The organism is Roseateles sp. FW301-B2, assembly GCF_058788955.1.
Map to the genome: position 1 here is coordinate 15,421 of NZ_JBYTBE010000041.1, position 12,072 is coordinate 27,492.

Consider the following 12,072-nt stretch of genomic DNA (forward strand, 5'->3'; position numbering starts at 1 on the left):
TGAAATGGGCAAAACCACGACGCGCCACCGGGCGGTCGGGCTTCAGGCTTCAAATGGTTTGGGAGGCGCCCGGTCAAAGCGGCACTCCACGGAACGCAAGACGAGGTCTGCGCGTTCCGGCGCATGCGATGGTGCTGACCGGGTGATCACCGACAAAAAAGCGCCGCAGTGAGCGGCGCCATTCCGGGCCCATCCACGCATTGCCTGATCGCCTGAACGCTTGGCAGACACCAAGGTTCGAGGGCTGACGGCAGCGGCTGCGACGGGCATGTCAGTGATTTCCCAAGTCAGAAGGATAGCATGAAGAGACACTATATCTGGGGGTCCAGGCCTCTTCAAGCACTACCAATAGCGTGCGAACCCCGTTGACGGGCAAGACCTGACACGCTAGCGAAAGGCTCGCCCGCCGCCATCCAAGGGCTGCTGCGTGGCTGCGGCCCAGCGCCAGGCCCGATGGCATCGGGGCTGCGCGCGCAGGGGCCTTTGTTTGCCGGGCCTGCAGCGCCAAATCGGCCGCGAGGCCGCGCCAAATAAGCGTCGCGGCGAGATCTCGCAGGGCCGGCGCGGACCGCGTCGGCGGCGCTTCATCGCGGGCCGGAAATCCCGCTGCCGGCCCAGCCTTGGTGCAGACCCCTAGATCATCGGCAGCTCAAGACCGGCACTCGCCACGCTGCTGCGCAGCCGGGCCCAGTCGAAGCCCGGGCCGGGGTCTTTTTTGCGGCCCGGCGCCACATGCTCATGCCCGACCACGCTGCGAATCGGGTAGGCACGGCGCAGGCCCGCGAGCAGCGCCTGCAGGGCCTCGTACTGCGCCGCCTCGAAGCGCTCGCCCTCCAGGCCTTCGAGCTCGATGCCGATGGAGTAGTCATTGCAGTTCTCGCGCCCGCAATAGCTGGAGGCGCCGGCATGCCAGGCACGCTGGTCGCAGGAGACGAACTGCAGCAGCGCGCCATCGCGGCGTATCAGGAAATGCGCCGAGACCTGCAGGCCGCGTATGGTCTGGTAATACGGGTGGGCATCGAAGTCGAGCCGGTTGGTGAACAGGCGCTCGATCGCATCGCCGCCATACTCGCCCGGCGGCAGGCTGATGCTGTGCAAGACCAGCAGATCGATGGGCATGCCCTCGGGGCGCGCGCCGAAGTTGGGCGAGTCCAGACGCGCGGCCGCCTGCCACCAGCCTTCACACCACCCATCTGGCCACCCCGGCGCGCCGGACTCAGAGCCCCTCGCTGCCATCGCTCTCACCCACGGTGATGTGCAGACGCGCCATGCGGTAACGCATCTGGCGCAGCGACAAGCCCATACTGGCGCCGGCAGCGGTGCGGTTGTTGCGGTGCTGCTCCAGCGCCCGTATCAGGATGCCGCGCTCCACTTCGTCCAGATAGGCCGCCAGATCGCTGGGCAAGGGCTGCTCGGCACCGCCGGGCGCCACCACGGCGTTCGCCTCGCCGGGCAGGCCGCCCAGCTCGCTGGGCGTGAACTCGGCATCGTCCAGCAGCGACTCGGGCAGGCCGAGGTCGTCGGCGTCGATGCGCTCGCCGCCCGAGAGCGCCAGGGCGCGATGCAGCAGGTTCTCGAGTTCGCGCACATTGCCCGGGAAGGCATAGCGCGCCAACTGCGCCAGCGCCGCCGCGGTGAGCACCGGCACCGGCGTCACCCCGGCATCCTGAGCAATGCGCGTCAGCACGCGCTCGCTGATGGGGCGCAGATCCTCGATGCGCTCGCGCAGCGGCGGCACGCGGATCTGGATCACGTTCAGTCGGTAATACAAGTCCTGCCGGAAGCGTCCCGCCCCCACCTCCAGCGCCAGATCCTTGTGGGTGGCGCTGAGCAGGCGCACATTCACCGGCGCCTCCACCACCGCCCCCACCGGCCGCACCGAGCGCTCCTGCAACGCACGCAGCAGCTTGGACTGCATGGCCAGCGGCAGGTCGCCGATTTCATCCAGGAACAGGGTGCCGCCATTGGCCGCCTGGAAGAAGCCCTCGCGGTCTTCGCTGGCGCCGGTGAAGGCGCCCTTGCGATAGCCGAAGAACTCGGCCTCCAGCAATTGCTCGGGAATGGCGCCGCAGTTCACCGCAATGAAGGGCTGGGCCGAACGCGCGCTGACATCGTGGATGGCGCGCGCCACCAGCTCCTTGCCGGTGCCCGACTCGCCATGCAGCAGCACCGGCGCCATGCTGCGCGCCACCTTCTCGATCAGCGCGCGCACCTGCTGCATCGCCAGCGAGTCGCCCACCAAACGGTCCAGGGCGGTGGCCGCGCGCGTGTCGGCCAGCGCCTGGGCGCTGGGCGCCGCCTTGCGCGGCAGCGGCGCCGGCGCGCGCGGCGTCGGCAGGGTCGGTTCCTGGGTGGCCGCCTCGGAGGGCAGCTGCGAGGGCACGACCGAGGGCAGGCTGGCCGGCATGCGCCCCAGTGCCGAGGCCACCACCATGCGGAACTGGCGCAGGTCCACCGGCTTGGTGAGGTAGTCGTAGGCGCCGGCCTTGAGCGCCTCCACCGCGTTCTCGGCCGAGCCATAGGCGGTGATCACCAGCGTCTTCTCCTGGCGGCCCTGCTGCTCCAGCCAGCGCAGGATGTCCAGGCCGCTGCCATCGGGCAGGCGCATATCGGTGATGACGGCGCTGTAGCGCCTGGCCTTCAAGCGCGCCAGGCCGTCTTCGACGCTGCCCGCGGTCTCCAGCTCATAACCCTCGCGCAGCAGGGTCAGCTCGTAAAGCGTGCGCAGATCGGGCTCATCGTCGACGACCAGAAGGCTGAATGCGGGTGCTGCTGTGCTCATGTCGGGACGGCGTGGGCGGCCACGCGCTTGAGTATGACGGAGAACTCATTGCCGGGCGGCTCCAGCTCGATCCGCCGGGCGTACTCGATGCGCCCGCCATAGCGCTCGCACAGCTCGCGGCAGATATAGAGGCCCAGCCCGGAGCCGCGGCTGCGGGTGGAGAAGAAGGGTTCGAACAGATGCCGCTCCACATCCGGCGGAATGGCATCGCCCAGGCTCAGCACCGACAACACCGCCCATTGCTCGGACTGCGCGCGCAGGCTCACCTGCACCGCCCCCGGCAGCTCATGCGCGTGGCGCAGGCCGTTGTCCAGCAGATTGACGAGGATGCGGCGCAGATGCTCGGGCTCGAAGCTGACCTGGATGGCATGCTCGGCCAGTTCCACGCGCAGCAACTCGCTGCGCGGCGCCAGCTCGAGGCCGTTGGTGCGCGCCCAGTCCTGACAGACCTGCGCCACCAGCTCGCTGGCATTCACCGGCATCGGCTCGGGCACCACGCCGGGGGCCACCTCCATGACATCGTCGACGATGCGCTTGAGGCGTTGCACATTGGAAGCCACCATGCCGGTGAGCTGCGCGCTGCGCGCGTCGAGGCCGTCCTCGGCCAGCAGGGCATTGGCCTGGGCGATCGCCGCCAGCGGGTTGCGGATCTCATGGGCGATGCCCGCCGACACGCGCCCCATCGCGGCCAGCTTCTCCTGGCGGCTGCGCGCCTGCACATTGCGGTTGTCCTCGACAAAGAGCACGCAGAGGTCCTCGCTGGCATCGGACTCGCGCCGGCGCGTGAAGCGCATGCGCACGCGCAGACTGCGCTGCAGCGCGACATGGAATTCCAGCTGCACGTCCCGCCCGGCCTCCGGCCAGACGCCCTCCGCAAAAGCGCGCTCCACCGCCGCCACCAGCGGGGCCCAGGCGAGCACGCCGCGCAGCTGGAACGGCGCGGTGCGCACCATGCCGCCGTCCGACAGCAGCGCCCGCGCGGCCGGGTTGGCGGCACGCACGCGGCCGCGCCGGTCCACCACCAGCACGCCCTCCTGCATCTCGTCGATCACGAGCCGGTTCAGCTCGGCCTGCTGGCGCGCCAGCTCCATGCTGCCGCGCGCCGATTGCTCCTCGCGCGCCAGCCGGCTGGCCAGCTCGCTGGCGAGCAGGCTGACGACGAAGAAGCCGCTGCCCACCAGGCCGGCCTGGGTCAGGCGCAGGCCGGCATCCACGCCATGCGCCAGCGACCACAGCGCCGCCCCCAGCAGCACCAGGGTCGCCAGCGCCGCGGTGGCGAGCGCAAACAGCCGTGGTGTCAGCACGCCGGCCATCAGCACCGGCATGATGAAGAGCGCGGCAAAACTGAGGCCGCTGCCCGCGTCCAGCATGTGCAAGGCGCCGAACAGGGCCAGGTCAAAGCCGATGCTGAGCAGCCATTGCCAGCCCGTCAGCCGCGCCAGCTGGCGCGCTGCGCCGGCCTGCACGAAGTTCGACCACAGCCAGAGCCCCAGCGCCTGCGCCGCATAACCCACCGACAGGCCCAGCAGCCAATCGGGCGCCAGCGTGCCGAAGGCGCGCGCCATCAGCTGCGTCGCGGCAAGCGCCAGCCCCAGCGCCGCGCGCGCGCCGAGGAAGGCGCGATACAGGCGCTGGAAGGCATCGCCGCTCGCATCGCCATGCAGGTGGCGCGCCGGCTGGAAAAAGAACTGCGAATCGCCGGCCGCGCCGTCCGGCGCCTCATGGGCCAGCCCGCCCCAATCGGTATCGCCCTGGCTGGGGCCGAACCACGAGGCCTGCGCGTCCGCCCCGGCATCGGGGCCGCGACGCTGGCTGCGCCGGCGCTCGGCACGGCGGCGTTCGGTGCCGCGACGATCGGCCGGGGGCAGGTCTTGCCTCATGCCGGAGGCGGGTTGCGCGCCTCGAAGGCCGCCCTGTGCGCGGCACTGCAGAACTGCCCGCCGCGGCCGGGCAAGGCGTCCTGCTGCGGCAGATGCAGGCCGCACTCGGCGCAGCTCACCATCGCCTGGGGCTGGGCCGGCGACGGCGCAGGCGCTTCATCGCGCCGCCCGGCTTGCGGCGGCCGCGCGCGCTTCAGGCCCAGCATGTAGAACAGCAGCGCCAGCAAGGCGATCAGGACCAGGAATTTCAACATTCAGACCACTCCCCGCTGCAGCACCACCTCAAGCACAAAGCGCGAGCCGGCATAGGACAGCAGCAGCAGCGCGGCGCCGAAGTAGAGCCAGCGCGTGGCGCGCCGGCCGCGCCAGCCGAACACATGGCGGCCGGTGAGCAGGCCGGTCAGCACCAGCCAGCCCAGCACGGACAGCAGATTCTTGTGGTCCCAGCGCCAATGCGGCGTGAACCACCAGCCCAGCAGCAGGGCCAGCGACAGCACGGTCACGCCCGCGCCCACGAACTGGAAGGTCAGGCGCTCGAGCCTCAGCAAGGGCATGCCCAGCGCCACCACGCCCTGGCCCTTGCGCGAACGCATCTCTCGCTCCGCGCGATTCAGCATCGCGGCATGCAGCACGGCCACACCGAACAAGCCGTACGAGGCAAGCCCCATCACCCAATGCAGCGGCGCCCAGGGCGAGGCGGCCAGCGGCCGGCTCTCGCCCGGAAACGCCCAGGCCAGCAGCACCACGGCCGCCCCCAGCGCCGACAGCACGCGGCGCGCCCCCGGCAGCGGCACGAAGCGGCTCTCCACCAGATAGACGCCCAGCACCAGCCACAGCGTCATCGACAGCGCCGGCGCAAAGCCGAAGCGCGCGCCGGGCTGCGGCAGGCCGATGCCGGCGATGTCCAGCAGCAGCGCCAGCAGGTGCACCGCCCACACCGCCACCAGCATGCCGCGCAGGCCCTGCTGGCGCGTTTCGGCGGTGAAAGCCGCGGCCGTATAGCCGGCCGCGCAGAGCAAACTGAGCCCCGCAAGCCAGGCGCTCACGGACTCTGGAGTGGCGAACGATAAAATCATCGCCACAGTGTACTTATGCGCGACCACCTTCCCGGTGGCGCCTCCCCCCATGGCATCCACCCTGACCGACCGCCTGAGCCTGCTCGTGAAAACGATGCGCGGCCAGGCCCGCATCACCGAAAGCAATGTGCAGGACATGCTGCGCGAAGTGCGCATGGCCCTGCTGGAGGCCGACGTGGCCCTGCCGGTGGTGCGCGACTTCATCGCGCGGGTGAAGGAAAAAGCCCTGGGCGCCGAGGTGGTGGGCTCGCTCTCCCCCGGCCAGGCCCTGGTGGGCATCGTGCACAAGGAGCTTGCCGCCACCATGGGCGAGGGCGTCAGCGACATCAACCTGGCGGCCCAGCCGCCGGCGGTGATCCTGATGGCCGGCCTGCAGGGGGCGGGCAAGACCACCACCACCGCCAAGCTCACCAAGCACCTGATCGAGAAGCGCAAGAAAAAGGTGCTGACGGTCTCGGCCGACGTCTACCGCCCCGCCGCCATCGAGCAGCTCAAGACCGTCACCGCCCAGGCCGGAGGCGAATGGTTTGCCTCCTCGCCCGACCAGAAGCCGCGCGAGATCGCGCTGGCGGCGCTGGACTACGCCAAGAAGCATTACTTCGACGTGCTGCTGGTCGACACCGCCGGCCGCCTGGCGATCGACGAGGCCTTGATGGCCGAGATCAAGGAGCTGCACGCCACGCTGAATCCGGTCGAGACCCTGTTCGTGGTGGACGCCATGCAGGGTCAGGATGCGATCAACACCGCCAGGGCCTTCAAGGAGGCCTTGCCGCTCACCGGCGTGATCCTCACCAAGCTGGACGGCGACTCGCGCGGCGGGGCCGCACTCTCGGTGCGTCAGGTCACCGGCGCACCGATCAAGTTTGCCGGCGTATCCGAAAAAATCGACGGCCTGGAGGTGTTCGACGGCGAGCGCCATGCCGGCCGCGTGCTGGGCATGGGCGACATCGTGGCCCTGGTGGAAGAGGTCAGCAAGGGCGTGGACCTGGCGGCGGCCGAGAAGCTGGCCGGCAAGCTCAAGAGCGGCAGCGGTTTCGACCTCAACGACTTCCTCGCGCAGATCTCGTCGATGAAGAAGATGGGCGGCCTCTCCAGCCTGATGGACAAGCTGCCCACGCAAATGGCTGCCAAGGCGGGTCAGGCCGACATGGACCGCGCCGAGCGCGACATGAAGCGCATGGAAGGCATCCTGAATGCCATGACGGCCAAGGAGCGCCGCCAACCCGCCCTATTGATGGACGGTAAGAGCAAGGCCAGCCGCAAGCGCCGCATCGCCGCCGGCGCCGGCGTACAGATCCAGGACGTCAACCGCCTGCTGAATCAGTTCGACCAGATGCAGGGCATGATGAAGAAGATGAGCGGCGGCGGCCTGATGAAGATGATGAAGAAGATGGGCGGGATGAAGGGGCTCAAGGGCATGGGCGGCATGGGCTGAGCCCCGCCGGCCTCACTCCAGCAGCGCCTGCGCGAACTCGCGCGCGCTGAAGGTCTGCAGGTCTTCCAGCTTCTCGCCCACGCCGATGAAGTACACGGGGATGGGCCGCTCGCGCGCAATCGCCGCCAGCACCCCGCCCTTGGCCGTGCCGTCGAGCTTGGTGACGATCAGGCCGGTGAGGCCCAGCGCATCGTCGAAGGCCTTCACCTGGGTCAGCGCGTTCTGGCCGGTATTGCCATCCACCACCAGCAGCACCTCGTGCGGTGCCTCGGCCTGGGCCTTGCCGATCACGCGGCGTATCTTCTTCAGCTCTTCCATCAGATGCAGCTGGGTGGGCAGGCGGCCGGCGGTGTCGGCAATCACCACATCGCAGCCACGCGCGCGGCCGGCCACCACCGCATCGAAGGTCACCGCCGACGGATCGCCCCCCTCCTGGCTGACGATCTCCACCCGCGTGCGATCGGCCCATACCGAGAGTTGCTCGCGCGCCGCGGCGCGGAAGGTGTCGGCCGCGGCCAGCAGCACCTTCTGTTCGGCGTCCGCCAGATGGCGCGTCAGCTTGCCGATGCTGGTGGTCTTGCCGGCGCCATTCACACCCACCACCATCACCACGGTGGGCTGATGCTCGCCAACGCTGAGCGCCTTTTCCAGCGGCTTGAGCAGCTCGGTCAGCGACTCGATCAGCAAGCCGCGCACGGCCGAGGGCTCGGTGGCCTTGGCCTCCTTGACGCGCCGCTTCAGGTCCTCGAGCAGGAACTCGGTGGCCTTCACGCCCGCATCGGCCATCAGCAGCGCCGCCTCCAGTTCCTCATACAGCGCGTCGTCGATCTGCGTGCCGGTAAAGACCTGGGCGATGCTGGAGCCCGTCTTGCGCAGCCCCTGCTTGAGTTTCTCCAGCCAGCTCTTGCGCGGCGCGGCTTCGGCCACGACCGGCGGGTCGGATTGCGGCGCAGCGGCTGGCGCCACCAGGTCGGGTGCCGCGGAACTCGCCGGCGGCACTGGCACCGGAACCGGCTCCTGAGCGGGTGTGGCGCCAAACTTCTTCTTGAAGAAACTGAACATGAATGCTGCTTTCGGTGCGCTCTTGGACGAGCTGGAACCCGGCGCGAACAGATATTTTTTGTGACCCTTGCGCGAGTGCTTGCATTGTCCTCGAAAACCTGGCTACAATGGCGGGCTTGAGGCGCTTTAGCTCAGCCGGTTAGAGCGACGGAATCATAATCCGCAGGTCCGGGGTTCGAATCCCTGAAGCGCCACCAAAACACCGACACCCGACCTCACGGTCGGGCACAGACGGCCCGAGGAACCCGCCTTCAAAAGCAAAGTTTCCCGGGCCGTTGTCTTTTCTGGTTAGCATTGCTGACCTCCGCAGCCACTGGACACATACCATGTACCGCTGTGTACTTGCCGCCCTGGCGGCCGCAACGATGAGCCTCTCGGCTCATGCGCAAGTCCATCGCCAGTTTCCCGCCCAAGCCTTGCGCGGCGAGCTGACGGTGCTGCAGCCGCCCGACGTGCTGCTGAACGGCCAGCCAGCGCGCTTGGCACCCGGCAGCCGCATCCGCGGCACCGAGAACCTGCTGCAGATGTCGGCCGCCCTGGTCGGGCAAAAGCTGGTGGTGCATTACACCGTGGACATCTCGGGCCTGCTGATGGACCTGTGGGTCCTCAACGAGGCCGAGCTGGCCAACAAGACCTGGCCCCGCACGCCCCAAGAGGCTGCCAGCTGGCAGTTTGACCGCGCCGCGCAGGTCTGGTCCAAGCCCTGATCCGCCACTGATTCACCAGGCCCGGCGGGCGCGCGCGTCGCCCCGCCCGGTCGGAGCAATGCCATGAGCACGACGAAAAAAGTATTCATCAAGACCTTTGGCTGCCAGATGAACGAGTACGACTCGGACAAGATGGCCGATGTGATGGGCGCCGCCGAAGGCTACGAGCCCACCAACGACGTTGAACAGGCCGACCTGATCCTCTTCAACACCTGCTCGGTGCGCGAGAAGGCACAGGAGAAGGTGTTCTCTGACCTGGGCCGCGTCAAGCATCTGAAGGCCAAGGGCGTGATGATCGGCGTGGGCGGTTGCGTGGCCAGCCAGGAAGGCGCGGCCATCATCGAGCGCGCGCCCTATGTGGACGTGGTGTTCGGCCCGCAGACCCTGCACCGCCTGCCCGCCATGCTGGCCGCACGCCGTGAGCAGGCGCGCCCGCAGGTGGACATCAGCTTCCCCGAGATCGAGAAGTTCGACAATCTGCCGCCCGCCAAGGTCGATGGCGGCAGCGCCTTCGTCTCCATCATGGAGGGCTGCTCCAAGTACTGCTCGTACTGCGTGGTGCCCTACACCCGCGGCGAGGAAATGTCGCGCCCCTTCGAGGACGTGCTGACCGAGATCGCCGGCCTCGCCGACCAGGGCGTGAAGGAATTCAATCTGCTGGGGCAGAACGTCAACGCCTACCGGGGCAAGATGGGGGACACCGGCGAATACGCCGACCTGGCCCTGCTGCTCGAGTACTGCGCCGAGATCCCCGGCATCGAGCGCCTGCGCTTCACCACCAGCCATCCGAATGAATTCAGCCAGCGCCTCATCGAGGCCTATGGAAAGGTGCCTCAGCTGGTGAACCATCTGCATCTGCCGGTGCAACATGGCAGCGACCGCATCCTGATGGCGATGAAGCGCGGCTACACGGCGCTGGAGTTCAAGAGCACGATCCGCAAGCTGCGCGCCATCCGGCCCGACATCCGCATCGCCAGCGACTTCATCGTCGGCTTCCCGGGCGAGACCGAGGACGACCATGCCAAGCTGATGAAGCTGGTCGACGACGTGGGCTTCGACGCCTCCTTCAGCTTCATCTTCAGCCCCCGCCCGGGCACACCGGCGGCGAACCTGGAGGACAGCACGCCGTATGAGACCAAGGTCAGGCGCCTGCAGGAGTTGCAGGCCGTGATCGAGGCCAACACGCTGGCGATCAGCCAGCGCATGGTGGGCACGACGCAACGCATTCTGGTTTCGGGCAACGCCCGCAAGGACGCCAGCGAACTGATGGGGCGCACCGAGTGCAACCGCATCGTCAACTTCAAGGGTCACCCGCGCCTGATGAATCAGCTGATCGATGTGCAGATCAGCCAGGCCTTCGCGCATTCGCTGCGCGCCGAGGTGCCCCTGCAGGCCGAATTGGGCGCGGCCCCTAACGCCTGGATCCAGGCTTGAGCGTCAGCCACCATTGAGGCAACACCACACCCAGCAGCGTCAGGCCGTAGCCCAGCATAGTGCCGTCGCGTGCCAGCCAGGCCAGCGCCACCAGCACCGCCAGGCTACCGCCCAAGCCACCCCACAGCAGCAGGCGGCGCCAGGCCAGGGCATGATGCTCGCGCCGCCAGACGAGCTTGATCGCCAGCGCCATCAGGGCGGCCACGCCCCAGGCGGGCGCGAACAGATTGACCAGGTGCCCGAGGGCGTCGACGAGGTTCACGGTGTGCCCAACGGTTCTGAAAAACAGGCAAACTTGATGCGCATCAAGTTCGAGAGCGGAAAGCCGGCCCCGGCCGCCCGCAAAGATTCGGCTCAAATTTTATAATCGCCCCATGACGGTCTTCGCTCTCGGCCTGAACCACAACTCCGCGCCCCTGGACCTGCGCGGACGTTTCGCGTTCTCGCTGGAGCAATTGGCGCCCACCCTGCTCGGTTTCCGCGACCAGGTGCAGGCCCATGCCCCCCGCAAGGCCACGCCCGAGGCGGCCATGCTCTCGACCTGCAACCGCACCGAGCTCTATGTGGCCGGCAGCCCGGCCCTGGTGCAACCCACGGTGGCCTGGCTGGCCGAGGTGGGCGGCGTGGGCAGTTCGGCGCTGATGGACCATGCCTATGTGATGGAGGGCAGCGCCGCGGCGCGCCACGCCTTCCGCGTGGCCAGCGGCCTGGATTCAATGGTGCTGGGCGAGCCGCAGATCCTGGGCCAGATGAAGCAGGCGGTGCGCGAGGCCGACCAGGCCGGCACCCTGGGCACCACCTTGCACCAGCTGTTTCAGCGCAGCTTCTCGGTGGCCAAGGAAGTGCGCAGCTCCACCGAGATCGGCGCCCACTCCATCAGCATGGCGGCCGCCTCGGTGCGCCTGGCAGCCCAGCTGTTCGAGGATCTCAGCGCGATCAAGGTGCTCTACGTGGGCGCCGGCGAAATGATCGAACTGGTGGCCACCCATTTCGCGGCAAAGAACCCCAAGGCCATGGCGGTGGCGAACCGCACGCTGGAGCGCGGCGAGAAGCTGGCCGGCCATCTGGGTGCCGAGGCGATGCGCTTGTCGGACCTGCCCGACCGCCTGCATGAGTTCGATGCGGTGATTTCCTGCACCGCCAGCAGCCTGCCGCTGATCGGCCTGGGCGCGGTGGAGCGGGCGCTGAAGAAGCGCAAGCGCAAGCCCATGTTCATGGTCGATCTGGCCGTGCCGCGCGACATCGAGCAGGAAGTTGCCCAGTTGGACGACGTGTATCTCTACACCGTCGACGATCTGGCGCAGCTGGTGCAATCTGCCGGCGAAAAGCGCCAAGCCGCCGTCGAACAGGCCGAGGCCATCATCGAGAACGGCGTGCAGAGCTTTGTGCACTGGCTGGGCCAGCGCCACACCGTGCCGCTGATCCAGGCCCTGAATGCCCAGACCGATGACTGGCGCGCCCTCGAGATCCAGCGCGCCCGCAAGCTGCTGGCGCGCGGCGAGGACGTCGAGGCGGTGCTGGAAGCACTCTCGCGCGGCCTCACCCAGAAGATGCTGCATGGCACCTTGGCCGAGTTGCACGCCGCCGACGGCGAACAGCGCGTGGCCCTGGCGCATACCGTCTCGCGCCTGTTCCTGCGCAAGAGCACCCGCGACCCGGCCGAGCATTAGCGGCGCTGCACCAGCCCGCAACCCCG

The 12,072-nt window shown here is 68.4% G+C and carries 11 protein-coding genes and 1 tRNA gene; 5 read left to right on the forward strand and 7 right to left on the reverse strand.

Translation table 11 applies throughout. From position 1 onward, the window contains the following. Positions 1 to 633 precede the first annotated feature (633 nt). From ampD to AC3WQY_RS21365, 5 genes are read right to left on the reverse strand one after another with little or no spacing between them, the layout of a single operon-like run. On the reverse strand, positions 634 to 1,236 hold the full coding sequence (gene ampD / locus AC3WQY_RS21345) for a 1,6-anhydro-N-acetylmuramyl-L-alanine amidase AmpD (RefSeq protein WP_492710583.1): 603 nt from the start codon (positions 1,234 to 1,236) through the stop codon (positions 634 to 636). After that, positions 1,217 to 2,782, reverse strand: coding sequence for a sigma-54-dependent transcriptional regulator (locus tag AC3WQY_RS21350; RefSeq protein WP_492710585.1), 1,566 nt, complete (start codon positions 2,780 to 2,782; stop codon positions 1,217 to 1,219). The genes ampD and AC3WQY_RS21350 overlap by 20 nt, the downstream gene beginning before the upstream one ends. Continuing rightward, a complete protein-coding gene (locus AC3WQY_RS21355; RefSeq protein ID WP_492710587.1) occupies positions 2,779 to 4,662 on the reverse strand; it encodes a sensor histidine kinase in 1,884 nt (627 codons plus the stop codon). Before AC3WQY_RS21355 ends, AC3WQY_RS21350 begins: the two co-directional genes overlap by 4 nt. After that, positions 4,659 to 4,916, reverse strand: coding sequence for a PP0621 family protein (locus tag AC3WQY_RS21360; protein ID WP_285230941.1), 258 nt, complete (start codon positions 4,914 to 4,916; stop codon positions 4,659 to 4,661). The genes AC3WQY_RS21355 and AC3WQY_RS21360 overlap by 4 nt, the downstream gene beginning before the upstream one ends. After that, positions 4,917 to 5,708, reverse strand: coding sequence for a cytochrome C assembly family protein (locus tag AC3WQY_RS21365; RefSeq protein WP_285230940.1), 792 nt, complete (start codon positions 5,706 to 5,708; stop codon positions 4,917 to 4,919). Positions 5,709 to 5,787: 79 nt separating this feature from the next. On the opposite strand from AC3WQY_RS21365, the gene ffh reads away from it, so the two are divergent. Beyond that, complete coding sequence (ffh, locus tag AC3WQY_RS21370; protein ID WP_285230939.1) at positions 5,788 to 7,173, forward strand: signal recognition particle protein; 1,386 nt, start codon at positions 5,788 to 5,790, stop codon at positions 7,171 to 7,173. 12 nt (positions 7,174 to 7,185) lie between these two features. On the opposite strand, the gene ftsY is transcribed toward ffh, so the two are convergent. Continuing rightward, positions 7,186 to 8,235, reverse strand: a complete 1,050-nt coding sequence (gene ftsY / locus AC3WQY_RS21375) for a signal recognition particle-docking protein FtsY (RefSeq protein WP_492710590.1) — start codon at positions 8,233 to 8,235, stop codon at positions 7,186 to 7,188. Positions 8,236 to 8,355: 120 nt separating this feature from the next. Between ftsY and AC3WQY_RS21380 the strand changes: the two genes are divergently transcribed. From AC3WQY_RS21380 to miaB, 3 genes are all read left to right on the forward strand, one after another. Beyond that, positions 8,356 to 8,432 (forward strand) — tRNA-Met (locus AC3WQY_RS21380). Positions 8,433 to 8,561: 129 nt separating this feature from the next. Next, positions 8,562 to 8,942, forward strand: a complete 381-nt coding sequence (locus AC3WQY_RS21385) for a hypothetical protein (protein WP_492710591.1) — start codon at positions 8,562 to 8,564, stop codon at positions 8,940 to 8,942. A 63-nt stretch (positions 8,943 to 9,005) separates the two neighbouring features. Continuing rightward, the gene (gene miaB / locus AC3WQY_RS21390) at positions 9,006 to 10,376 is read left to right on the forward strand and encodes a tRNA (N6-isopentenyl adenosine(37)-C2)-methylthiotransferase MiaB (RefSeq protein ID WP_492710593.1); all 1,371 of its coding nucleotides are present in this window, start codon (positions 9,006 to 9,008) and stop codon (positions 10,374 to 10,376) included. Here the strand turns inward: miaB and AC3WQY_RS21395 are convergent. Next, positions 10,354 to 10,638, reverse strand: a complete 285-nt coding sequence (locus AC3WQY_RS21395; protein WP_492710595.1) for a hypothetical protein — start codon at positions 10,636 to 10,638, stop codon at positions 10,354 to 10,356. The genes miaB and AC3WQY_RS21395 overlap by 23 nt on opposite strands. 112 nt (positions 10,639 to 10,750) lie before the next feature. Between AC3WQY_RS21395 and hemA the strand changes: the two genes are divergently transcribed. Next, positions 10,751 to 12,046: a glutamyl-tRNA reductase gene (gene hemA / locus AC3WQY_RS21400; protein WP_492710596.1), complete on the forward strand. Its 1,296-nt coding sequence runs from the start codon at positions 10,751 to 10,753 to the stop codon at positions 12,044 to 12,046. Positions 12,047 to 12,072: the final 26 nt, after the last annotated feature.